21 protein-coding genes and 5 tRNA genes are annotated in these 22,831 nt (G+C 72.6%); 18 read left to right on the top strand and 8 right to left on the bottom strand.

Annotated elements, in window-relative coordinates; genetic code table 11:
• Positions 1 to 197: 197 nt before the first annotated feature.
• The 9 genes from AB0H82_RS17295 (at position 198) to AB0H82_RS17255 (ending at position 12,532) form a co-directional block, all read left to right on the top strand.
• Complete coding sequence (locus tag AB0H82_RS17295) at positions 198 to 1,256, top strand: ATP-binding cassette domain-containing protein (protein ID WP_362993486.1); 1,059 nt, start codon at positions 198 to 200, stop codon at positions 1,254 to 1,256.
• A complete protein-coding gene (locus AB0H82_RS17290) occupies positions 1,253 to 1,999 on the top strand; it encodes a methionine ABC transporter permease (protein ID WP_362993484.1) in 747 nt (248 codons plus the stop codon). The genes AB0H82_RS17295 and AB0H82_RS17290 overlap by 4 nt, the downstream gene beginning before the upstream one ends.
• Before the next feature lie 89 nt (positions 2,000 to 2,088).
• On the top strand, positions 2,089 to 2,922 hold the full coding sequence (locus tag AB0H82_RS17285; RefSeq protein WP_362993482.1) for a MetQ/NlpA family ABC transporter substrate-binding protein: 834 nt from the start codon (positions 2,089 to 2,091) through the stop codon (positions 2,920 to 2,922).
• A gap of 2 nt (positions 2,923 to 2,924) precedes the next feature.
• Entirely contained in the window at positions 2,925 to 3,740 is an 816-nt protein-coding gene (locus tag AB0H82_RS17280; protein WP_362993480.1) for a MetQ/NlpA family ABC transporter substrate-binding protein, read from the top strand.
• Between the two features lie 153 nt (positions 3,741 to 3,893).
• Positions 3,894 to 4,574 carry a GNAT family N-acetyltransferase gene (locus AB0H82_RS17275; protein WP_362993478.1) on the top strand — a complete coding sequence of 227 codons (681 nt, stop codon included), beginning with the start codon at positions 3,894 to 3,896 and terminating at the stop codon, positions 4,572 to 4,574.
• A gap of 106 nt (positions 4,575 to 4,680) precedes the next feature.
• Positions 4,681 to 5,895 (top strand): precorrin-6y C5,15-methyltransferase (decarboxylating) subunit CbiE, encoded by a 1,215-nt coding sequence (gene cbiE, locus AB0H82_RS17270; protein ID WP_362993476.1) that lies wholly within the window; start codon positions 4,681 to 4,683, stop codon positions 5,893 to 5,895.
• Positions 5,896 to 6,251: 356 nt separating this feature from the next.
• Positions 6,252 to 10,226, top strand: a complete 3,975-nt coding sequence (gene cobT, locus AB0H82_RS17265) for a nicotinate-nucleotide--dimethylbenzimidazole phosphoribosyltransferase (RefSeq protein ID WP_362993474.1) — start codon at positions 6,252 to 6,254, stop codon at positions 10,224 to 10,226.
• 166 nt (positions 10,227 to 10,392) lie between these two features.
• A complete protein-coding gene (gene cobA / locus AB0H82_RS17260) occupies positions 10,393 to 11,625 on the top strand; it encodes a uroporphyrinogen-III C-methyltransferase (protein ID WP_362993472.1) in 1,233 nt (410 codons plus the stop codon).
• Between the two features lie 88 nt (positions 11,626 to 11,713).
• Entirely contained in the window at positions 11,714 to 12,532 is an 819-nt protein-coding gene (locus AB0H82_RS17255) for an RNA methyltransferase (protein WP_362993470.1), read from the top strand.
• 14 nt (positions 12,533 to 12,546) lie between these two features.
• Here AB0H82_RS17255 and AB0H82_RS17250 read toward each other — a convergent pair whose 3' ends face one another.
• Entirely contained in the window at positions 12,547 to 13,881 is a 1,335-nt protein-coding gene (locus AB0H82_RS17250; protein ID WP_362993716.1) for a protein kinase, read from the bottom strand.
• Between the two features lie 196 nt (positions 13,882 to 14,077).
• Here AB0H82_RS17250 and AB0H82_RS17245 point away from each other — a divergent pair, with 196 nt between their 5' ends.
• The 4 genes from AB0H82_RS17245 (at position 14,078) to AB0H82_RS17230 (ending at position 16,910) form a co-directional block, all read left to right on the top strand.
• Positions 14,078 to 14,353 (top strand): hypothetical protein, encoded by a 276-nt coding sequence (locus tag AB0H82_RS17245; RefSeq protein WP_362993468.1) that lies wholly within the window; start codon positions 14,078 to 14,080, stop codon positions 14,351 to 14,353.
• Between the two features lie 210 nt (positions 14,354 to 14,563).
• Positions 14,564 to 14,767 carry a hypothetical protein gene (locus tag AB0H82_RS17240; protein WP_055569527.1) on the top strand — a complete coding sequence of 68 codons (204 nt, stop codon included), beginning with the start codon at positions 14,564 to 14,566 and terminating at the stop codon, positions 14,765 to 14,767.
• A 790-nt stretch (positions 14,768 to 15,557) separates the two neighbouring features.
• Positions 15,558 to 16,520: an aminoglycoside phosphotransferase family protein gene (locus tag AB0H82_RS17235; RefSeq protein WP_362993466.1), complete on the top strand. Its 963-nt coding sequence runs from the start codon at positions 15,558 to 15,560 to the stop codon at positions 16,518 to 16,520.
• A gap of 72 nt (positions 16,521 to 16,592) precedes the next feature.
• Complete coding sequence (locus tag AB0H82_RS17230; RefSeq protein WP_362993464.1) at positions 16,593 to 16,910, top strand: zf-TFIIB domain-containing protein; 318 nt, start codon at positions 16,593 to 16,595, stop codon at positions 16,908 to 16,910.
• Between the two features lie 60 nt (positions 16,911 to 16,970).
• Here AB0H82_RS17230 and AB0H82_RS17225 read toward each other — a convergent pair.
• The 5 genes from AB0H82_RS17225 to AB0H82_RS17205 form a co-directional block, all read right to left on the bottom strand.
• Positions 16,971 to 17,045 (bottom strand) — tRNA-Val (locus AB0H82_RS17225).
• A gap of 55 nt (positions 17,046 to 17,100) precedes the next feature.
• Positions 17,101 to 17,172: transfer RNA gene (locus AB0H82_RS17220), tRNA-Val, on the bottom strand.
• Positions 17,173 to 17,221: 49 nt separating this feature from the next.
• Positions 17,222 to 17,293, bottom strand: a tRNA-Val gene (locus AB0H82_RS17215).
• A 1-nt stretch (position 17,294) separates the two neighbouring features.
• Positions 17,295 to 17,368, bottom strand: a tRNA-Cys gene (locus AB0H82_RS17210).
• Positions 17,369 to 17,408: 40 nt separating this feature from the next.
• Positions 17,409 to 17,481 (bottom strand) — tRNA-Gly (locus AB0H82_RS17205).
• A 187-nt stretch (positions 17,482 to 17,668) separates the two neighbouring features.
• On the opposite strand from AB0H82_RS17205, the gene AB0H82_RS17200 reads away from it, so the two are divergent.
• From AB0H82_RS17200 to AB0H82_RS17190, 3 genes are read left to right on the top strand one after another with little or no spacing between them, the layout of a single operon-like run.
• Positions 17,669 to 18,694 (top strand): chorismate-binding protein, encoded by a 1,026-nt coding sequence (locus tag AB0H82_RS17200; RefSeq protein ID WP_362993714.1) that lies wholly within the window; start codon positions 17,669 to 17,671, stop codon positions 18,692 to 18,694.
• The gene (locus tag AB0H82_RS17195; RefSeq protein ID WP_362993462.1) at positions 18,691 to 19,512 is read left to right on the top strand and encodes an aminodeoxychorismate lyase; all 822 of its coding nucleotides are present in this window, start codon (positions 18,691 to 18,693) and stop codon (positions 19,510 to 19,512) included. Before AB0H82_RS17200 ends, AB0H82_RS17195 begins: the two co-directional genes overlap by 4 nt.
• A 53-nt stretch (positions 19,513 to 19,565) precedes the next feature.
• Entirely contained in the window at positions 19,566 to 20,390 is an 825-nt protein-coding gene (locus AB0H82_RS17190; RefSeq protein WP_362993460.1) for a GNAT family N-acetyltransferase, read from the top strand.
• A 22-nt stretch (positions 20,391 to 20,412) separates the two neighbouring features.
• Here AB0H82_RS17190 and AB0H82_RS17185 read toward each other — a convergent pair whose 3' ends face one another.
• Positions 20,413 to 20,940: a DsbA family protein gene (locus AB0H82_RS17185; protein WP_362993458.1), complete on the bottom strand. Its 528-nt coding sequence runs from the start codon at positions 20,938 to 20,940 to the stop codon at positions 20,413 to 20,415.
• Positions 20,941 to 21,144: 204 nt separating this feature from the next.
• Between AB0H82_RS17185 and AB0H82_RS17180 the strand changes: the two genes are divergently transcribed.
• Together AB0H82_RS17180 and AB0H82_RS17175 are read left to right on the top strand one after the other, a co-directional pair.
• Entirely contained in the window at positions 21,145 to 21,591 is a 447-nt protein-coding gene (locus AB0H82_RS17180) for a hypothetical protein (RefSeq protein WP_362993456.1), read from the top strand.
• 272 nt (positions 21,592 to 21,863) lie between these two features.
• Complete coding sequence (locus tag AB0H82_RS17175; RefSeq protein WP_362993454.1) at positions 21,864 to 22,085, top strand: hypothetical protein; 222 nt, start codon at positions 21,864 to 21,866, stop codon at positions 22,083 to 22,085.
• Positions 22,086 to 22,097: 12 nt separating this feature from the next.
• Here AB0H82_RS17175 and AB0H82_RS17170 read toward each other — a convergent pair whose 3' ends face one another.
• Positions 22,098 to 22,655: a CGNR zinc finger domain-containing protein gene (locus tag AB0H82_RS17170; protein ID WP_362993712.1), complete on the bottom strand. Its 558-nt coding sequence runs from the start codon at positions 22,653 to 22,655 to the stop codon at positions 22,098 to 22,100.
• Positions 22,656 to 22,831: the final 176 nt, after the last annotated feature.

Genomic DNA, 22,831 nt, shown 5'->3' with positions numbered 1-22,831 from the left:
CCTGATCGACGTACTCCATGAACTCCATCCCGATGAATCCCATGGAGTCGACAAGTCGACGTAGGAGGCGAGCCGGCCCCGCGCACACGTCCTCCGGTTCCACCGCACCACCACCGCGAGAACCGTGCCGCGTTCCGAACGAATGCCCCGTGCCCGGCGCATCCCGCGCCGCGCACTCGACAGTGACGGAAACCCCTGTGATCACCACTTCCGGCCTCACCAAGGTCTACCGCTCACGCGGTCGTGAAGTAACCGCCCTCGACGGAGTCGACCTGCACGTCCGCGAGGGCGAGGTGTACGGCGTCATCGGCCAGTCCGGCGCCGGCAAGTCCTCCCTGATCCGCTGCGTCAACCTCCTGGAGCGCCCCACCTCCGGCACCGTGACCGTCGCCGGCCAGGACCTCACCGCCCTGGCGGGACGCGGTCCGCGCGCGGGCAAGGAGCTGCGTCAGGCCCGCAGCCGCATCGGCATGGTCTTCCAGCACTTCAACCTGCTGTCCTCCAGGACCGTGCAGGACAACGTCGAGCTGCCCCTGGAGATCCTCGGCCTCTCCGGCCAGGAGCGCTCCCGCAAGGCCCTCGAACTCCTCGACCTCGTCGGCCTCGCCGACAAGGCCAGGTCCTACCCGGCCCAGCTCTCCGGCGGCCAGAAGCAGCGCGTCGGCATCGCCCGCGCCCTGGCCGGCGACCCGAAGGTGCTGCTCTCCGACGAGGCGACCAGCGCCCTCGACCCCGAGACCACCCGCTCCATCCTCCAGCTCCTGCGCGACCTCAACCGGCAGCTCGGCCTGACCGTCCTGCTCATCACGCACGAGATGGACGTCGTCAAGAGCGTCTGCGACTCCGCCGCCCTCATGGAGCGCGGACAGATCATCGAGTCGGGCACCGTCAGCGAGCTCCTCGCGACGCCCGGCTCCGAGCTCGCCGCCGCGCTCTTCCCGGTCAGCGGCGAGGCCACGGGCGCCGACCGCACCGTCGTCGACGTGACCTTCCACGGCGAGGCCGCCACCCAGCCGGTCATCTCCCAGCTGTCGCGCACGTACAACATCGACATCTCGATCCTCGGCGCCGCGATGGACACCGTCGCGGGCAAGCAGGTCGGCCGCATGCGCATCGAGCTGCCAGGCCGCTTCGAGGAGAACGTCGTCCCGATCGGCTTCCTGCGCGAGCAGGGGCTGCAGGTCGACATCGCGGGCGAAGACGCCGCGCCCACGCCGAAGGACGCGACGCTGCTGGTCAAGGAAGGTGCCAAGTGACCTGGTCGGAGATGCAGCCCCTGCTGGAGCAGGCCTGTTGGGACACCCTCTACATGGTGGGCTGGTCGACGCTGATAGCCGTCGTCGCCGGGCTGCCGCTCGGTGTCCTGCTCGTCCTCACCGAGCGCGGCGGGCTGCTGCAGAACGCCCTCCTCAACAAGGTGATCGGGCAGATCGTGAACATCGCGCGCTCGATGCCCTTCATCATCCTGATGGTCGCCCTGATGGGGTTCACGCGCTGGATCACCGGCACCACGATCGGCCGCGACGCCGCACTCGTGCCGCTGGCCATCGGCGCCATCCCGTTCTTCGCGCGCCTGGTGGAGACCTCCATCCGTGAGGTCGACGGCGGGCTCGTCGAGGCCGTGCAGTCGATGGGCGGCTCCACCTGGACCGTCGTACGCAAGGTCCTCGTCCCGGAGTCGCTGCCCTCGCTGATCTCGGGCGCCACCACCACGATCGTCGCGCTCATCGGCTACTCCGCCATGGCGGGCACCGTCGGCGGCGGCGGCCTCGGCGACCTCGCCCTGCGCTACGGCTACCAGCGCTTCGAGACCGAGCTCATGTGGATCACCGTGGCGATCCTCGCCGTGGTCATCTCGATCATCCAGTTCGTCGGCGACTACGCGGCCCGCAGGCTGCACAAGCGCGGCGGCGGCTCCGGCCGGCTGCCGCTCTTCCGGCCGCTGCGGGGCGCGGTGCCCTCCGCCGTGACCGCCGAGTCGACCACGAAGACCGGCTGACCGGGAGAACCGGCCGCCGGGCGTCACCGCAGACTTCCCCGCGCACCACCACCGCGGGGCTGCACCACCCATGGAGAAAGGCACTTTTCGTGCGTAACACCGCCAAGATCACCACCGCTGTCCTCGCCGCCGGAGCCCTCACCCTCGGGCTCTCCGGCTGCGGCTCCGACAAGGGCTCCGACAAGGACGGCCCGCTCGTCGTCGCCGCGACCGCCACGCCGCAGGGCGAGATCCTGGACTTCGTCCAGAAGAACCTCGCCAAGAAGGCCGGCCTCGACCTTGAGGTGAAGGAATTCACCGACTACATCACGCCGAACACCGCCGTGGAACAGGGCGAGGTCTTCGCGAACTACTTCCAGCACAAGCCGTACCTGGACGACTTCAACAAGAAGCGCGGCACCGACATCGTGCCCGTCCCGGGAGCCACGGTTCACCTGGAGCCGCTCGGCGTCTACTCGCAGAAGGTCAAGAAGCTCGGTGAGCTGAAGAACGGCGCCACCGTCGCCATTCCGAACGACACCACCAACGAGGCCCGCGCGCTCAAGCTCCTCGCGGACAACGGCATCATCGAGCTGAAGAAGGGCGTGGGCTACGAGGCCACCCCCAAGGACATCGCCAAGAACCCCAAGAACATCAAGTTCAAGGAGCTTGAGGCCCCCACGGTGCCCCGCACCCTGGCCGACGTCGACGCCGCGGTGATCAACGGCAACTACGCCCTGGAGGCCAAGCCCGCGCTCAGCCCCGCCAAGGACGCCATCGCCGCCGAGCCCGCCAAGGGCAACCCCTACGGCAACTTCCTCGCCGTCAAGAAGGGCGACGAGGACGACCCGCGCGTGAAGAAGCTCGCCAAGCTCCTCACCTCGCCCGAGGTCAAGAAGTTCATCGAGGACAAGTACGACGGCGCCGTCGTCGCGGCGTTCTGATCATGCGTACGTCCGCCATCGCCGCCGCGGCGGGGGCCCTGACCCTCGCGCTGGGCCTCACCGCGTGCGGCGCGGACACCGGGAACGACGGCGAGCTCGTGGTCGGCGCCACCCCGACGCCGGCCGGCGAGGTCCTCGCGTACATCCAGCAGAACCTCGCGAAGAAGGAGGGCCTCGACCTACGGATCACGGAGTTCACGGACTACGTCACGCCGAACACCGCGCTCCAGGAGGGCTCCCTCGACGCCAACCTGTACCAGCACACCCCGTACCTCGAAGACTTCAACAAGTCGAAGAACGCGGACCTGGTACCGGTCACCGAGGTGTACCTGCCCCCGATGGGCGTGTACGCGAAGGAGACCAAGGACCTCACCCGGCTCCCCGAAGGTGCCACCGTGGGCGTCCCGAACGACACGACCAACGAGGGCCGGGCGCTCCAACTGCTCGCCTCCAAGGGCCTCATCGGGCTGAAGAAGGGCGTCGGCGGCACCGCCACGCCCGAGGACATCACGTCCAACCCGAAGAAGCTCACCGTCAAGCCGCTCGAACCGGCGCAGCTGCCGCGCTCCCTCGACGACCTCGACGCGGCGGTCATCAACAACAACTACGCGCTCGACGCGAAGCTCAGCCCCAAGAAGGACGCCATCCTCCTTGAGTCCCCGAAGAGCAACCCCTACAACAACGTCCTCGCCGTCAAGAAGGGCGACGAGGACGACCCGCGGGTCAGGAAGCTGGCGAAACTGCTGACTTCGCCCGAGGTGAAGAGGTTCATCGAGGACAAGTACAGGGGCTCCGTGCTGCCCGTCGAGGCGGGCTGAACGGCCTCACGCGCGCGTGCCGCCCACGGGGTCCTCCTCCACACCGGGAGAGGACCCCGTGGTGCGTCTGCGCCCGCACATGCTGCATGCTGGGCACTTCAGAAGGCCGAAAGGTGAAGGTCCTTCAGGTCTATGAAGGTTACGGAGCGGCGCATGACTACAGCCTCCTCGGGCACATCGGGCACGTCGGGCTCGGCCGGTTTCCCCGACATCTCCATCAGCACGGAGCGGCTGGTGCTGCGCCCCCTCGAAGAGGCGGACGTCCCCGCGTACGCGGAGATGATGAACGACGAGCAGGTCACTGCCTGGACCTCCGTGCCCGAGCCCTTCACCGAGGCCGACGCCCGCGACTGGATCACCCGGCTGGCCCCCGCCGAGCGCGCCGAGGCCCGCGGCATCGTCCTGGCCGTCACCGAATTCCTCACCCAGCGCCTCGTCGGCATCATCCAACTCAAGTGCACCGACTGGCGCGTGCGCTCCACCGAACTGAACTACGTCGTGGCCCCCTGGGCCCGCGGCGAGGGCTACGCGTCGGAGGCGGCGCTCGCCACCGCCCAATGGCTGTTCCACGACCAGAAGTTCGAACGTATCGAACTGCGCACCGCCGCCGACAACACCGCCGCCCAGCAGGTCGCGCAGAAGATCGGCTGCATCAGCGAGGGCGTCCTGCGCGGCGCCTGGATAGCGCGCACGCGCAACGGCGGCGACCCCTTCGGCGGCTGGCTGCAGGTGCGCACCGACCTCATCGTGTGGAGCCTCCTCCCCGAAGACCTCGAAGGCGTCTCCGAAAGCCTCGCCGACAGCGGCTTCTCGGCCTTCTCCGACTGGAACTGACCCCGCTTCCAGCAGGTAGGCTCGCCCATGGCCGCGTGCCCGGCTGTCCCCACCGCAGCCGCCACCCCGCACTGACGACCCGCGAGAACCCAGGAGACAGACCAAGATGGCCGACCGGGTCACGGTGATCGGCTGGGACGGCACGCCGCTGACCGCGGCGGCGCGCTCCGCGCTCGGCGCGGCGACGCTCGTGGCGGGCGCCGCCCACCACCTGGCGCTCGACGAGCTCCCCGCCCGCGCCGAACGGATCCGCCTCGGCAGCGTCGCCCTCGCCGCCCGCCGCATCGCCGCCCACCGCGGCACCGCCGTCGTCCTCGCCGACGGCGACCCCGGCTTCTTCGGCGTCGTACGCACCCTGCGCGCCCCGGAATTCGGCCTCGAAGTCGAAGTGGTGCCCGCCGTCTCCTCCGTCGCCCAGGCCTTCGCCCGCGCCGGCATGCCCTGGGACGACGCCGAGGTCGTGGTCGCCCACCGCCGCACCCTGCGCCGCGCCGTCAACGTCTGCCGCGCCCACCCCAAGGTCGCCGTCCTCACCTCGCCCGGCGCGGGCCCCGCGGAGCTCGGCCTGCTGCTCCAGGGCGTCCACCGCACCTTCGTGATCTGCGAGGAGCTCGGCACCGAACGCGAGCAGGTCTCCGTCGTCACCTCCGACAACGCAGCCGACCACACCTGGCGCGACCCGAACGTCGTCATCGTCATCGGCGGCACCGCCGCGGCCGCCGACACCGGCTGGATCATGGGGCGCGAACCGGCCCGCGGCGCACGAGGCTGGGCGCTGCCCGCCGCGGAGTACGGCGGCGACATCTGGCTCGGCGAGGGGGAGAACGACCGGCTGCGGGCGGCCCAACTCGCGCGCCTCGGGCCGCGCCTCGGGGACCTCGTCTGGGACATCGGCTGCGGCAGCGGCGCCTTCACCGCGGAGGCGGCGCGCTTCGGCGCCGCCGTGATCGCCGTCGACCGCGACCCCGACGCCCTCGGCCGCACGACGGCGGCCGTCCGCCGCTTCGGCGTCCAGGCGCAGACCGTGCACGGCGTCGCCCCGCACATCCTCGAAGACCTGCCCGAACCCGATGTCGTACGCGTCGGGGGCGGGGGAGCCGCGGTGGTCTCGGCGGTCGCCGACCGCCGGCCGGAGCGCATCGTGACGCACGCCGCGACACGCGACGCCGCCGAACTCATCGGCAGGGACCTGAGCGAGCACGGATACACCGTGGAGTGCGCTCTCCTGCAGTCCGTGGAACTCGACACCCGGGGCTGGCGCGAAGAGAAGCGGACGGTGGCGTTCCTGCTCTCGGGGCGGCTGCCCGACCGCTCCCCGTGACCCTGCCGACACAGAGTGCGGGGTAGGCTGGCCGATTGTTGTACTGCACCCGGGCGCCCAGCGGTTCGCTGGTCGATCCCCGGAAAGCCCGCCCGTTTTCGGGGGGTGTGTGGTACGGCATGACCGGAGGACGCGCAACGTGGCGCAGTCCACAGCGGGCCGTGGCCGATCAAGCTGCCACGGCGGCGGACCGACAGGGACAATGCCTGTTGTCCGGCGCGCGGTTCGTGCCGCGGGGCGCGCACGCTCGTTGAGGATGACGGGCGGTTGGTGCGCCGCTCCGGGCGATGGGGCCGCCCCGGCCGAAGGCCGGGGGGCGGCCGAAGAAGCACTAACCGATGGGCGAGGGGTTACGCATGACCGACACCGGCCAGGTCCCGGGTGAGGGACTGCCGGAGGGCGCAGGCAACGGTGTGCCTTCCGGGCCCGTGCAGGGCATGGAAGCACAGCAGCCGGGCGTCTCCGCGCAGGGCACGCGTCCCTTCGCCGATGCGGCCGCCGCGGCTGACCCCGCCGACCCCGCTGCTCCCGCCGCCCCCTCCGACTTCGCCGAGCATCCCGCCGACGACGACGACCTGCTGCTGATGCCGGGCGCGCAGGGCGCGTGGAGCGAGGGTCAGACGGCGGTTCCGGGGCACACCGGGGCCGTCCACGCCGTCCACCAGCCCGGGCCGCACGAGACGTCGGGCCGGGACAGCGGTTCGGTCGACCTGACCGGCGTCCGCATGCCCGGCGCCACGCCCGCCGCGTCCCACCCGGGCCCCGCCCGCCGCCCGCTGCACCACGGCCCCTCGGGCCCGGTCGTGCCGGACAGCACGGGCAGCCCGGTGCGTTCGCTCGCCGACCGGGGCCCCGCGGGCGCCCCGGCAGCGCAGCAGCACTCCGTGCCGGTACGCCAGGCGGGACCGCCGACCACCGGCCCCGAGTATCTCGACATTCCGCGGGACGACGCGGGGCTGCCGGGTCCGCAGCTGGGCGAGATCCAGCCGCAGGGAGCCGCGCCGTGGGCCCCCGAGGGCGCGGGCGCCTATTCCGCGCCAGCAGAAACGGTCGTCCCAGAGGCCGCGGGCGCAACAGCCGCCACGGCGGCAACGGGTGTCACAGCTGTAACGCCTGCACCGGAGTCCCCGGAGGCGGATGTTCCGGCTCCGCAGCTGCCCGAGGCGACCGAGGTGCATGAGGCACCTGAGGTGCCCGAGGCATCCGAGACCCCCGTGGCGGCCGAAGCGCCCGCGGCCCCCCAGCCCTCCGTGTTCCCGCAGGCCGCGGACGCCGGGGACGGCGCTCCGGGCGAGGCCGCCCCCATGGCGCAGCACGCCGCCGAGCTCGGCCAGGCTCCGGTGGAGGAACAGCAGTTCCCCATGGCGCAGCAGCAGTTCCCGGTGGCGGAGCAGCAGTTCCCGCCGGCCGCGCAACAGCTTCCGGCGGAGGAGCAGCCCGCGTTCGTGCAGGGCGTGCCCGCCGCCGTCGGCCAGTCCACGTTCGCCGTCGCCTCCGCCCAGCCATGGGAGAGCGCCCAGGCCCCGCACGCCGAAGAGGCGGCTCAGGCCGGCTTCGCTCCCGAGGCGCGGCATGCCGCGCCGGACCCGCACAGCCCTGAGCCCCGGATGCCGCAGGAGCCCGCGCCCATCGGCCAGTTCGTGCCGGTCGAAGGCACGGTCCCGACCACGCCCCACCTGGCGCCGACGCCTCCGCACCCCGTGGTCGTCCCCCAGGAGGACCAGGCCGCCGAGACCCGTCCCGTCCAGGAGGACACCGCTCCGCAGGCCCCCGCCCCGGAGTTCCCCGCGGACCCGGCCGACGGTGCCCCCGTCCCCGTACCGCCCCTGGAGGTCGCGGAAGCCGCGGCACCCGAGGCCATGACCGCCGAGCCCTCGGCCGCCGCCGAGCAGACGGCTCACGAAGCGCCGATCGTTCACACAGCGCCGGCAGCTCACGCAGCGCCGGCAGCCGCCGAAGAGCAGGCAGCCCCCGAGGAACCGGCAGCCGCCGAAGCGAGACCCGAGGCAGCGGGGCAGCCCGCCGTCACCGTGCCCGGCCCGCGCGACGGCGCCCAGCCCACGGCGGCACCCGCCGCAGAGCCGACCGGCGCGCCGGAAGCGGCCGTCCAGCAGAGCGATGTGCCCGAAGCGGCCCCCCAGCAGAGCGACGAGAGCCCGACGGGCGAGGCACCGGCCGAGCCCGTGCGGACCCCCCAGGTCCCGCCCGCCCCCACTGTGCCCCGTATTGTCTCCTCTGCGGCGGCTCCGACCGAGTTCCCGGCCGCGCCCGAGACGGCCGACCCGGCCGACGAGTTGGACGAGGCCGACGAAGTCATCTCGTTCGAACCGATCGAAGCGAACGAAGTGACCGAAGTGGCCGAAGCACCCGAGATGGCCGAAGCGCCTGAAGCACCCGCCCCCGCGCCCGAGACGGCCGAGGCCCCCGAGGCACTCGCGCCCGTCGCCGCGCAGGAAGCCCCCGAAGCTGAGGCGCCCGTCGCCGAAGCACACGCCGTCGCGGCCCCGGCAATGGCCGTGGCGGAGACGGCGGAGGCCCCGGAGCCCCTGATCGTGGTGGAGCCGACCGCCGACCCGGCCGAGCCCGCGATGTCGCCCGGCACCGCCGCTCCCGGCTACGCCGACGCCGAGCGCGAGGCCGTCCTGCGCGTCATGCGCGAGCGCCGCGACATCCGCAACGGCTTCCGTTCGGACCCGATCCCGCACGAGGTGCTGCTGCGCGTCCTGGAGGCGGCCCACACGGCGCCCTCCGTGGGCCACTCCCAGCCCTGGGACTTCGTCGTCATCAAGTCCGCCGACACCCGGCGCAGCATGCACGAACTGGCCATGCGCCAGCGCGACGCGTACGCCAAGTCCCTCCCCAAGGGCCGCGCGAAGCAGTTCAAGGAACTGAAGATCGAGGCCATCCTCGACACCCCGGTGAACATCGTCGTCACCGCCGACCCCACCCGCGGCGGCCGCCACACCCTCGGTCGGCACACCCAGCCGCAGATGGCCCCGTATTCCTCGGCGCTCGCCGTCGAGAACCTCTGGCTCGCCGCCCGCGCCGAAGGCCTCGGCGTCGGCTGGGTCAGCTTCTTCGACGAGCGCGAGATGGTCCGCGCCCTCGGCCTGCCCGAGCACCTCGAAGTCGTCGCGTACCTCTGCGTGGGTTACGTCGACGAGTTCCCGGACGAGCCCGAGCTGATGCAGGCGGGCTGGTCCAAGCGCCGCCCGCTGTCCTGGGTCGTCCACGAGGAGACGTACGGCCGGCGCGCGCTGCCCGGCGAGGACCCGCACGACCTGCTCGCCGAGACCGTCGCCAACATCCGCCCGCTGGACGCCAAGGCGCTCGGCGAGGCGTGGGAACGCCAGAAGCGCATGACCAAGCCGCCGGGCGCGCTCGGCATGCTGGAGATCATCTCCGCCCAGCTCTCCGGCCTCTCCCGGATGTGCCCGCCGCCGATCCCGGAGCCCGCGGCCGTCGCGATCTTCGCGGGCGACCACGGCGTGCACGCCCAGGGCGTCACCGCCTGGCCCCAGGAGGTGACCGCGCAGATGGTCGCCAACTTCCTCGGCGGCGGCGCGGTCTGCAACGCCTTCGCCAACCAGGTGGGCGCCGAGGTCTGCGTCATCGACGTGGGCGTGGCGAGCGAACTGCCCGCCACCCCGGGCCTGCTGCCCCGCAAGGTCCGCGCGGGCACCGCCGACATGACGACCGGCCCCGCCCTGACCCGTGAGGAGGTCAAGGCGGCGATCGAGGTCGGCATCGAGACGGCCCGCGACCTGGTGGCCGCCGGCAACAAGGCGCTCCTCACCGGTGAGATGGGCATCGCGAACACGACCGCGTCCGCGGCCCTCATCTCCGTCTACACCGAGGTGGACCCCGCCGAGGTCACCGGCCGCGGCACGGGCATCAACGACGAGATGCACAGCCGCAAGGTCGAGGTGGTCCGCCGCGCCCTGGACCTCCACCAGCCCGACCCGGCGGACCCGATCGGCGTCCTCGCGGCGATCGGCGGCCTGGAGCACGCGGCCATGGTCGGCCTGCTGCTTGGCGGCGCCTCCCTGCGTACGCCCGTCATCCTGGACGGCGTCAGCGCCGGCGCCGCGGCCCTGGTCGCCCGCGCCATCGCCCCCGAGGTCCTCGCGGCCTGCATCGCGGGCCACCGCAGCGCGGAGCCCGGCCATGTGGCGGCCCTGAACAAGCTGGGCCTGCGCCCCCTGGTCGACCTGGACCTCCGCCTCGGCGAGGGCACGGGCGCGCTCCTGGCCCTGCCGGTCGTCCAGAGCGCGGCCCGCGCGATGCACGAGGTGGCCACGTTCGACTCGGCCGGCGTCACCGAGAAGTAGAAGCAGCCGTCCAGGGGCGAAGCCCCCGTTTTCGGTACCGGGGCGGGGCTGGGGGAGACCTCCGGCCCCGCCCCCGCCATACTGAACCCGCACGTCAAGCAGCCGCTCCAGCGCAGCAGCGGTAGCGCACCACGAAGACTCCGCCCGCACGAGGAGCCCCAGAGCCATGGCCGATAACCCCGCCTACCCCGTAGGTCTCCGCCTCGCGGGACGCCGCGTCGTCGTCCTCGGTGGCGGCCAGGTGGCCCAGCGCCGCCTTCCGGCGCTGATCAAGGCAGGTGCCGACGTCCTCCTCGTCTCTCCCTCGGCGACGCCGTCCGTGGAGGCCATGGCGGACGCGGGCGAGATCACCTGGACCAGGCGCCGTTACGAGGAAGGCGACCTCCAGGACGCCTGGTACGCCCTGATCGCCACCAGCGACGCCGAGGCGAACACCCGTGCCTCCGCCGAGGCCGAGCGGCAGCGTGTCTGGTGCGTGCGCTCCGACGACGCGGAGGCGGCCACCGCCTGGACCCCGGCCACCGGCCGCTCCGAGGGCGTCACCGTGGCGGTCCTCTCCAGCGACGTCCACGACCGCGACCCGCGCCGCACCGCCGCCATCCGCGACGCGGTCGTCGAGGGCCTGCGCGACGGCAGCCTCGTCGCCCCGCACCTGCGCACCAGGACCCCCGGCGTGGCCCTGGTCGGCGGCGGCCCCGGCGACCCCGACCTGATCACGGTCCGCGGCCGGCGCCTGCTCGCCGCCGCGGACGTTGTCATCGCCGACCGCCTCGGCCCCCGCGACCTCCTCGACGAGCTGCCGCCGCACGTCGAGGTCATCGACGCCGCGAAGATCCCGTACGGCCGCTTCATGGCGCAGGAGGCGATCAACAACGCGCTGATCGAGCACGCCAAGCAGGGCAAGGCCGTCGTCCGCCTCAAGGGCGGCGACCCCTACGTCTACGGCCGCGGCATGGAGGAGCTCCAGGCGCTCGCCGAAGCGGGCATCACCTGCACCGTCGTACCCGGCATCTCCAGCTCGATCTCCGTCCCCTCGGCCGCCGGCATCCCCGTCACCCACCGCGGTGTCGCCCACGAGTTCACGGTGGTCAGCGGCCACGTGGCCCCGGACGACGAGCGCTCCCTGGTCGACTGGCAGTCCCTGGCCAAGCTGCGCGGCACCCTGGTGATCCTCATGGGCGTCGACAAGATCGGCAGGATCGCGGAGGCCCTGATCGCCCACGGGAAGAAGGCCGACACCCCGCTCGCCCTGATCCAGGAGGGCACGACGGCCGCCCAGCGCCGCGTCGACGCGACACTCGGCACCGTCGCCGACGCGGTCCGCACCCACGAGGTGAAGCCCCCGGCCGTCATCGTCATCGGCGACGTGGTGAAGGTCGGCCCCGAGCCCCTCGCGTAACCCGCCCCGCCCACCTCCACGTAACCAGCGGTAACGGAACCCGTCCGGAGCCGTTGGCACCACACCCAGGACAAGGCAGTATCACCCTGTGGCTGATCTCATCACCGTCGACGACCCCGACGACCCACGCGTGCGCGACTACACAGGCCTGACCGACGTCGAGCTGCGCCGCAAGCGTGAACCGGCCGAGGGCCTGTTCATCGCGGAGGGCGAGAAGGTCATCAGACGGGCCAAGGACGCCGGGTACGAGATGCGCTCGATGCTGCTCTCGGCCAAGTGGGTCGACGTCATGCGCGACGTCATCGACGAACTCCCCGCGCCGGTGTACGCGGTCAGCCCCGACCTCGCCGAGCGGGTCACCGGCTACCATGTGCACCGCGGCGCCCTCGCCTCCATGCAGCGCAAGCCGCTGCCCACCGCCGACGAGCTCCTCGCGACCACCCGCCGCGTGGTCGTCATGGAAGCGGTCAACGACCACACCAACATCGGCGCCATCTTCCGCTCGGCGGCGGCGCTCGGCATGGACGCCGTCCTGCTCTCCCCGGACTGCGCGGACCCGCTCTACCGACGCTCGGTCAAGGTCTCGATGGGCGCCGTCTTCTCGGTCCCGTACGCCCGCCTGGAGTCCTGGCCCAAGGGCCTTGAGGGCGTCCGCGAGGCGGGCTTCAACCTCCTCGCGCTCACCCCCGACGAGAAGGCCACGTCGCTGGACGAGGTGGCACCGCACCGCATGGACCGTGTCGCGCTGATGCTCGGCGCGGAGGGCGAAGGACTCTCCACCCAGGCGCTGGTCGCCGCCGACGAATGGGTGCGCATCCCGATGGCCCACGGCGTGGACTCGCTCAACGTGGGCGCGGCGGCGGCGGTCGCGTTCTACGCGGTGGCGACGGGCCGCCCGCGGCTCTGACGGGACGGACGCGCTCAGCTGCGGACGCCGCCCCCGGGCCCGCCCGGCGGACGGTATGACTGCGTCTGCGTCTGTGCCTGCTTCTGCTGGTGTACGTCCGTGTCGCCGAGGCTCCGCGCGGGCCCCTGGCACCCCTGGGCCGCCGCGATGCCGAGCGCGACCAGCAGCGTCACGACGACGAACACGGTGAGCCGCTGCCGCAGCAGCCGCGGATTGGCGGGCATCCGACGGCCCGTACCCGTGGTGCGCGGGCCCGTGCGCGGCCCCTGGCGCCCGGTGCCGCTGCGGGGGGCGGGCCTGCCGCCGGAACGGGTGGTGTTGCGGGGCCCGGCGGGCCGGGAGCCGGACCGCGGCGCGGCCGGGCGGGACGAGCCGGTCCTGGCCGGCCCCGACCGGGGCGGGGGAGTGGCGCCCGGGGCGGCCCGCCGCTGGGTGCGCTCGTCCAGGTAGCTCTCGGCGAGCCTGCCGGTCGGCCGGTCGTGGTCCTGCCGCGGCGCGGGCGGCCGCGCCTCGCCGATCCCCTGGGCCTCGCGGGCGGCGATCTCCTTCAGCCGCAGCGACAGTTGGAGCGTGCTGGGCCGCTCCTCCGGGTCCTTGGCGAGACAGGCCCTGATGAGCGGCGCGAGCGCGTCGGGCACGCCGTGCAGCTGCGCCTCCTCGTGCACCACGCGGTAGAGCATGACCTCGGAACTGCCGTGGCCGAAGGGCGAGTCCGCCATGCCCGCGTACGCGAGCGTGGCGCCGAGCGCGAAGACGTCGGTGGCGGGGGTGACGGCCGCGCCGCGCACCTGTTCGGGGGCGAGGAAGCCGGGGGAGCCCACGGCGGTCCCGACATGCGTCAGCGTCGAGGCGCCGGTGGCCCACGCGATACCGAAGTCGATGATCCGCGGCCCCTTCGGGGACAGCAGGATGTTGGACGGCTTGAGGTCCCGGTGCACGACACCGGCCTCGTGCACCGCCACGAGCCCTTCGGCGAGCGCCGAGCCGACCACCGCGACATCCGCTGCGGAGAGCGGTCCCTCGGCGGCGACCTTGTCGTGCAGCGAGGGCCCGGGGACGTACTGCGTGGCGAACCACGGCCGGTCCGCGTCGAGGTCGGCGGCGACGAGCCGCGCCGTGCAGCCGCCGCGAATACGCCGGGCGGCCGAGACCTCCCGCGCGAACCGCGACCTGAACTCCTGATCCTCCGCCAGATCGGGCCGGATCACCTTCAGGGCGACGCGCTGCCCCCTCCGGTCCGACCCCAGATAGACGACCCCCATGCCGCCGGCGCCCAGGCGCCTGTGCAGCCTGAACGAGCCGACGACACGCGGGTCCTCGCGCCGGAGCCGCATCATCGCCATGTCCATCCCCGCTACCCGGTCCGTCTGACGAGCCACAGCTTACGTTTCCGCGGCCGGGCACGTGCAGAGGCCGCGCCCTCGCGGGGCGATCGATTGTCAGTGCCGGGTGGGAAACTTGAAGAGTGGTCAGGGGGCGGGGGCCGGGCGGCGGTTGCCGTCGCCCCGTGCTCCAACCAACCGTCACTGAAGGGGGATTGATCCCGTGAAGGGTGATCGTGTGGAGATAGTCGTGGACGCCGGTGACACGACTCGGACGTACGAAGTGGTGGCGAGCAGGGCCGGTCGGCGGGTGGAGACGGCGGTCCGCAGGGGAGTGGTCGAAGTGAGCGAAGTCACCCGTAGCGGGTCTGTGGTGCGTACGGCGCGTTTCATGGCGACCCGGGTCCTGGCCCTGGTGGAGCAGCCCGTCCCCAGGGAGGACGCTTCGGAAGCCACGGCGCGTCCCTCAGGGCAGACCCTGAGTCCCCCTAAGTCCTAGGACCCCGTCGTAGGACCCCATCTCCACCCACGGGAGTACGCGCACCCCGGCCGCTCATCCTCCGGGAGGCCCGGCAATCGGTACGAGGGCATGACGCCCGGGACCCCCCGCGCGCCTAAATTTGAGGTCAAGCGGCGGGTGTAGCACTCGTCCCCCGAGGTCAGACACTCGCCGCTCCAAATCCACATCGAAGGGGTCAGGAGAGGAATCATGGCGGACACGGCACCGCGGACCATGATCCGCACGCAGGGGCGCAGGTTCTCCGCGTTCGGCGTCCGCCCGTCCGGCACGCGCCATCCCTTGGTGGCGACGGCCATGGTCCTCCCCCTGGCAGCCCTGCTCGTGGTCGTCTTCGGCGGCTGGGAGGCAGTGGTCACACAAGCGTCGTCCGTAGGCGTGATGCTGGGGCGCTGAGCGGCGCCCCGGGCCCGGAAGAGCGGTCCGGGCGGGGACATCCGGCCTTGAAACCCCGTGGGGACGGGGGTGCGGCGGACGGCAGAATGCCCGCGCAGCTGGGGAGCTGCGCGGGCATTGCCATGCCCGACACCGACCGCGAACGCGGCCCCCGGACGACGGACACGCGGACACCGGGCCCGCAGCGGCGCCCCCGGGCTACGCCCGCTCGGGTGGCGGCCCTGACCCCTCTCGTGGGGTGCCGTCAAGGTGGGTGGCGCGGCGCGTGGACGCCTGACGTGGAGGCCCGGCACGGCAGCGGCCCTTCCCGGCCCGCCCGTTCAGGCGGCGCCCCTGGCCCCGCTCACACGCTGCCGTCAAGACGGTCGGCGCGACGCGGCGCCCGGGCGGCAGGCAGGCGGACGCCCGGCACGGACACCGGGCACGCACTGGTGCTCCCGGGCTCCGCACGCTCGGGGCAGGCGCGCCCGGCCTCCGCTCGTAGGGTGCCGCCTGGGCGGTCGGAGCGTGGACGCCCGACGTGGATGCTCGGCACGTAGCTGTGCCCCCCGGCCCGCCCGCTCGGGCGGGCGCCCCCGGCCTCCGCTCATACGCTGTCGTCAAGGCGCGGCGCCACGCGGCGCCCCGTCGGTCGGTATGCAGACGTCCGACGCGGACACCCGGCCCGCAGCGGTGCCCCCGGCCCCGTCCGCTCAGGCTGCGCCCCGGGCCCCCGCCCCTGCGGTGCCGTCAAGGCGCGCAGGCAGTCGTACGCTTCGTTCGGCGACAGCACTTCGACGTACGGAAGCACGTGACCATCGCGATCCTCACCGCTCTGACCGCCAAGGCCCGTGCCGCGGCCCACCCCCGCCCCGGCGGGCCCTGCGTCTGCGGGGCCGGGGACGGGGGCGGGGTGCTTGCGGACCGGGTGGACGCCACCGTCGTTCGGCACGGCGAGCTCGTCGCGAAGGCTCACGCTCCTGAGACGGAGCCGGGTGAGCTGGCGGTGCGTCTCGGCGTGGCCGCGCGCCTCCCCGGTGTCCTGCTGGCTCCGCTGCGAACCGCCGCAGACCGGCTGCACGGGCGCCTCGTGACGTTCTGGCCCCACGGCACCCCGGTCGACCGCGACGACCCCGACGCCGCCCCCTGGGAGGCCGCCGCCACCCTTCTCGCCCGCCTGCACGCCACCCCTGCGACCGCGCTGCCGCGCCCGCTCCCGCCGATGCGCGGACCGGCCAAGGCGGCGAGAGCCGTCGAGCGGCTCCGGGCCACCGGTCCGCACCCCGCGGCGCCCCCGGTCCTGCGGGCCTGGGCGGGCCTGCCGGCCTGGGCCCGTGCCGAGGCCCCCGCACCCGGCCCCCGGCACCTGTGCCACGGCGACTTCCACCTGGGCCAGCTCGTGCGCGCGGCGGCAGGGCACTGGCTGCTCATCGACGTGGACGACCTCGGCGGCGGTGACCCCGCCTGGGACCTGGCGCGCCCCGCCGCCTGGTACGCGTGCGGCCTCCTCGCTCCGGAGGAGTGGACGCGGTTCCTCGACGCCTATCGGAGCGCCGGCGGCCGCGCGGTCCCCGTGGACGGCTCCGACCCCTGGCCCTCCCTGGACGTCCCGGCCCGCGCCCTGACCGTGCAGACCGCCGCCCTGGCCATCGCCAAGGCGGTCGCCGCCGGACGCCCCCTGGACGAGGTGGAGCAGGCCCTGGTCGACGCCTGTGACCGGATGGCCGGAGTGGCCGCTCGCCCGCCCGAGTTGGTACCGGACACGACGAAGTAGGGTGCAACGCACCGAAGCCGGGCAGTCTTCCCGGCGAAGCAGTCACCATCGGCGAGGAGTTGAGCCGTCCATATGCAGTGCCCCAAGTGCCACGCACCAATGCACACGTACAACCGCAATGGCGTCCAGATCGAGCAGTGCAACAACTGCCGCGGGATATTCCTGGACTACGGCGAGCTGGAGTCGCTGACGCGCCTTGAGGCGCAGTGGGGCGGCCAGCAGGTTCCCCCGCCGCCCGCGCCGCCCGCCGCCCCCCAGGCCTACCCCGCGGCTCCGGCTCCCGCCTGGGGCGCCCCGCACGTCGCTCACGGCGGCGGCCACCACGGCCACGGCGACCACTACGGCCACAAGCGTCACAAGAGCTTCGGGCACATGCTCTTCTCGTCCTGAACGAACGGCGAAGTGAACGACGAAGCCCCCGGTCGCGGAGACGGCCGGGGGCTTCTGTGCTGGTGCGCGATACTGGGATTGAACCAGTGACCTCTTCCGTGTCAGGGAAGCGCTCTCCCGCTGAGCTAATCGCGCGGGGCAACCTGCATGTGCTGCGTGCTGCATAGGGTGTGCTGTGCTGCGTACTGCGTGCGCGATACTGGGATTGAACCAGTGACCTCTTCCGTGTCAGGGAAGCGCTCTCCCGCTGAGCTAATCGCGCGGGACGATCTCCATGAAACCGATCTCCATCGGCCTTCACCAAGATCCAGTGGACGATACTGGGATTGAACCAGTGACCTCTTCCGTGTCAGGGAAGCGCTCTCCCGCTGAGCTAATCGTCCTTGGAGGTGGAGACGGGATTTGAACCCGTGTAGACGGCTTTGCAGGCCGTTGCCTCGCCTCTCGGCCACTCCACCAGGAGCGTAGGGGTTCGGGAAGATCCCCCACTTTCCTGCGAGCGGACGACCAGGTTCGAACTGGCGACCTCAACCTTGGCAAGGTTGCGCTCTACCAACTGAGCTACGTCCGCTTGTCTTTCCCGGTCCGCTTGCGCGTCCCGGCGACGTGTTGAACTCTAGCGGATTCCTGGGCCAGTACAAAAACGCGTTTGCGCAGCGTGCTGCGCTGTCCCTGGTCCGAGGCACGGCCGGCACACCGGTCATAGACTCACAGCCGTGCACAACCCCCCTCTGACGTCCTCCTCCACGCTCCCTCCCATGGCGCGCTTCGGCGGTCTCGTGGCCACCGGCCTGCGCGACGTGACCAGCGACCCCGCCGCCCTGGACTCCACCGGCTTCTGGGCGGTGACCGCGGACTTCGAAGGGGGCGTGGTCTGCGCCCGCTTCGACGACGTGCGCGCGGAAGCCGTGCCCGCCCCCGTCCCGGGGAGGTGGCACGGCCCGGCCGCCGACGACTGGACGTCGTCCCTCGACCGCGCCGCGTACACGGAGGGCGTACGCCGCGTACGCGCGTACATAGCCGCCGGCGAGGTCTACCAGGCCAACCTCTGCCGCGTACTGTCCGCGCCCGTCCCCGCCGACGCCGACGTGGACGCCCTGACGTCCCTCCTCGCGCGCGGGAACCCCGCTCCGTACGCCGGAACGATTCGGCTTCCCGAGTACGGCGTGGAGGTGGCCACCGCCTCCCCCGAGCTCTTCCTGCGCCGCCGGGGACGCTCCGTGGAGTCGGGCCCCATCAAGGGCACCGGCCGCACCGAGGCGGACCTCCTGGAGAAGGACTACGCCGAGAACGTCATGATCGTGGACCTCGTCCGCAACGACCTCGGACGCGTCTGCGCGACCGGTTCGGTGACCGTCCCCGACCTCTGTGTCGTCGAGAAGCACCCCGGACTCGTCCACCTCGTCTCCACCGTCGGCGGCGAGCTGCGGCCCGGCGCGGGCTGGCCCGAGCTGTTCGCCGCCGCGTTCCCGCCCGGCTCCGTCACCGGCGCCCCGAAGTCCAGCGCCCTGCGGATCATCGACGAACTGGAGACCGCGCCCCGCGGCCCGTACTGCGGCGGCATCGGCTGGGTCGACGCCGACCGCGGCACCGGCGAGCTCGCCGTCGGCATCCGCACCTTCTGGATCGACCGGGCCGAGGGCGTCCTGCGCTTCGGCACCGGGGCGGGCATCACCTGGGGCTCGGACCCCGAGGGGGAGTGGCGGGAGACCGAGCTGAAGGCCGCGCGGCTGCTGGCGGTAGCGTCGGGGGCCTACGAAGCGAGCGGAGGGACCACCACGTGAAGATCTGGCTCAATGGCGGGCTGCAGGACCTCGACGACGCCCGCGTCTCCGTCCTCGACCACGGGCTGACGGTCGGCGACGGCATCTTCGAGACGGTGAAGTCGGTCGAGGGCCGTCCCTTCGCCCTGACCCGCCACCTCGCCCGGCTCGCGAAGTCGGCGCGCGGCCTCGGACTGCCCGAGCCGGACCTCGACGAGGTGCGCCGCGCCTGCGCCGCCGTCCTGGCCGCCAACCCCCTGCCGCTCGGCCGGCTGCGGATCACCTACACCGGGGGCCTCTCGCCGCTCGGCTCGGACCGCGGCGACCAGGGCACCACCCTCGTCGTGGCTCTCGGCGAGGCCCAGCGGCGGCCCGACACCACCGCGGTGGTCACGGTGCCGTGGACCCGCAACGAACGCGGCGCGCTGACCGGCCTGAAGACCACCTCGTACGCGGAGAACGTCGTGGCCCTGGCCCGCGCGCGCGAACAGGGCGCTTCGGAGGCACTGTTCGCGAACACCGTCGGACAGCTCTGCGAGGGCACCGGATCCAACGTCTTCGTCGTTCTCGACGGCGAGATCCACACCCCGCCGGTCGCCTCCGGGTGCCTCGCCGGCATCACGCGCGAGCTGGCCGTCGAGTGGACGGGCGCGCACGAGACCGACCTGCCCCTGGACGTCCTGGACCGCGCCGACGAGGTCTTCCTGACGTCGACACTGCGCGACGTGCAGGCCGTGCACCGCGTCGACGGACGTCAAATCCCCACGGCCCCCGGGCCGGTGACCACCAAGGCGATGCGGATCTTCGACGAGCGGGCCGCGGACGACCTGGATCCGTAAGTCCGGGGAATCCCCGGTGACGGTGCGGGCCCGTGGCGGGTAGAACCAGAGGGATGACCACGACCCTGCGGCCGACCGGGCCGCTTCAGCAGAGCGCCGACGGCGGCAAGGCGCGCACGTACGACGTCTGTGTGAACAGCCGTCCCGTGGGCTCGATAGCCCTCGCCACGCACGAGGTCTTCGGCCCCCGCGTCTGCCGGGTCCGCGACCTGCGCATCACGGAGCCGGACCGCGGACGCGGGCGCGGCACAGTGGCTGCGCTGGCCGCCGAGGAGGTGGCGCGCGGCTGGGGCTGCACGCGTATCGAGGCCGCCGTCCCCGCCGCAGCCACCGCGGCCCTGCGCCTCTGCATGGCCCTCGGGTACGTCGAGCGGAACCGCGTGCTGCGCAAGCCGCTGCCCGCCGACGCGCCCGCCCTGCCCGACGGCGTCGAGTGGCGGCCGATGGCTGAGGACGAGTACGAACCGTGGCTGGCGCGCGAGGAGGACGGTTACGTACAGGACTGGACGGAGCGCGGTGTGCCCGAGGCGGAGGCGCGTGCCAAGGCGCGCGCCGACCACGCGCGCCTGCTCCCGCAGGGGCTCGCGACGCCTGACTCCTGGGTGAGCGTCCTGACCCGGCACGGTGTGCGGGTGGGCACCCTGTGGGTCGCCCTGGAGGATGAGGACGCCTTCGTCTACAACGTAGAGGTGGCTGAGGAGCACCGAGGGCAAGGCCACGGCCGTTCCCTCATGCGCGTCGCGGAGGCGCAGGGCCGCGCGGCCGGCCGGAACCGCATCGGCCTCAACGTCTTCGCCGGCAACACCCCGGCCCTGCGCCTGTACGAGTCGCTGGGCTACGAACCCGCCTCGTACTACCTCTACAAGCCGCTGATCTAGGGGTCTGCTCCCGGCGTCCGCTCTAGGCGTCGTCCGTCGCGAGAAGACGGTCGGCGATCCCCTCGACGCGCTCGCGCAGGCCCTCCTGGCTCTTGCCGCCGTCCAGGCGCTCGCCGTCGACGACGTACGTCGGCGTGCCGGTGACGCCGATCGCCTTGCCCTCGGCCTGGTCGGCGTCGACGATCAGGATGTGCCGCCCGTCGATCAGCGCGGTGTCGAACTCGTCGTCGTCGAGGCCGAGTTCGCGGGCCGTGTCCACCAGGTACTTCTCACCCTCGCGGTCGAGGTTCTCCACCCCGGCGAGCACCGCCTCGACGTACGGCCATCCCTTGCCCTGCTCGAAGGCCTCCTCGGCGGCCTGGGCGGCGGCGAAGGAGTGCTTGTGCTTTTCGAGGGGGAAGTGCCTCAGGCGCAGCTCGACGCGGTCGCCGTAGCGGGCGCGCAGGGCGCGCACGTCGTCGAGGGCGGTGCGGCAGTCGGGGCACTGCAGCTCGCACCAGACGTCGATGACGACGGGGCGGGCCGGGTGGTCAGGAGGGGAGTCGCTCATACGCACAGTCTTCCAGCCCGAGAACGCGCCACCCAACCGGAGGGGCGGCGCCGACCGGCACCTGGGGAGGAGGCCGGACCCCGAGATGACCCGGAAATGTCCCTGAGGTCCGACCGGGACATGGCTACACGGCGCCCGTCCGGTGCAGGATGGAAGGGACGACAGCGTCTTTTCCGACGTAAGCCCGCATGCCTGGAGGACCGGATGATTGCCGAGACCGTCTGTTCCGCCGTATCCGCGGCCGGGCTCGGCATCGCCGCGGTCTCGGCCTACCGCAAGCGCTTCCTCTCCGCCGCCCGGCTCGCCGCGTACTCACTGGTTCCCGTCGGCCTGGTGATGACGGGAGTCGTCGGCTGGGCCGCCGACACGGCGTTCAGCCTCAAGGCATGGATCGGCTTCGGCGTGCTCGGCGTGGCCTGGCTCATGTTCCTGGGCACGCGTGCGGTGGAGCGCCGCACCGGCGGCACCCGCAAGGAGCGCAAGGCGGCGAAGGCCGCGCAGCGGGAGGCGGTGGCGCCCGCCGCGTCGGCGCCCTCGCTCGGCGCGAGCGCCCGTCCGCCCGAGGGCCGCCCCGCGGCCAAGCCGCAGAAGGCCGCGCCCGCGGAGGACTTCAGCGACATCGAGGCGATTCTGAAGAAGCACGGCATCTGACATCTGACGGCAGCAGCGTCCGCACCACGTCCGGCGACCGCCGCTGTGCCGAGGTGGTCGTCAACAGCCGGCTGCGTTCCATGGTCATGCGCGGCTCCCTCGTTCGAGTGCGGACGGTGCCGCCGGGTCTCGCGAGGGAGGACGCCCGTGAGCCATGGGCGGAGCGCGCTGGGCACGGGACTTTCGCCTGTTCACGGGATCCGGCTAACTGCCGCTCCGACCGGGCGTGTTGGTAGGCGACGGCCCGGCGGCTGCGTCATCATCACCGCGAGATGCTTGACACCACCACAGAGGGCGATGCCGCCCCGCCGGACGACGGCGGACGAGCGGCACCGGCCCATGAGCGACCTGCCGACACCGAGCGGCACGCCACCGGCGACGAGGAGCGGCAGGGCTGTCTCTTCGCCCTCTCGCAGCCACCCCTGATGATCTTCCTGGCGGTGATCAGCACCTTGATCCTGGTGGCCTCGCTGCACGACCTGCTGCTGCTCTAGCCCGCGGCTCCGCTAGCCCGCGGCCTCCTTGCGGCGGGCGCGGTACGCGGCGACGTGCAGCCGGTTGCCGCAGGTGCGGCTGTCGCAGTAGCGGCGCGAGCGATTGCGGGAGAGGTCGACGAAGGCGTGCCGGCAGTCCGGCGCCTCGCAGCGCCGCAGCCGCTCCTGCTCCCCGGCGACGAGGAAGAAGGACAGCGCCATCCCGCAGTCGGCCGCGAGGTGGTCCGCGACGGAGGCGCCGGGCGCGAAGTAGTGGATGTGCCAGTCGTAGCCGTCGTGGTCGGTGAGCCGGGGCGTGGTGCCCGCCGTCGCGATCAGTTCGTTGAGGATCACGGAGGCGGCCTGCGGTTCGGGGTTCGCGAAGACCTCCCCGAAGCGGGCGCGGATGCGGTGGACGTCGGCGAGGTCGCCTTCGGAGAGCGTGCCGACATCGCTGACGTCGTGGCTTCGTACGAATTCACCGAGCGACGCCAGATTCGCGAGCCCGTCTGTGCCGTTCGTCTCCGGTGCGGTGTTCACCAGATCGACCACGGCGTCGAGAGAACACCGGGTGTCGTGGGTGATCAGCACGATTCGCTCCCTGGCCTGGAGGTAGTGGGGGGCTCCCCTGCTCATCAAGAGCTTGGGAACGATGCCCGCCGATGCTGGCCGATGCTAGCGCCCGGCTCCGGCCCCCGCCGGCCCACGTCTCACCAGCTCGCCCAGCGTCCGCCGCACCCCCGGCTCGTACGCCGAGAAGGTGCGCC

Source organism: Streptomyces sp. NPDC050732 (assembly GCF_040654255.1).
Lineage (GTDB): Bacteria > Actinomycetota > Actinomycetes > Streptomycetales > Streptomycetaceae > Streptomyces.
Note: the sequence above shows the minus strand (reverse complement) of the source record. Positions and strands in the feature narration are given on the sequence as shown.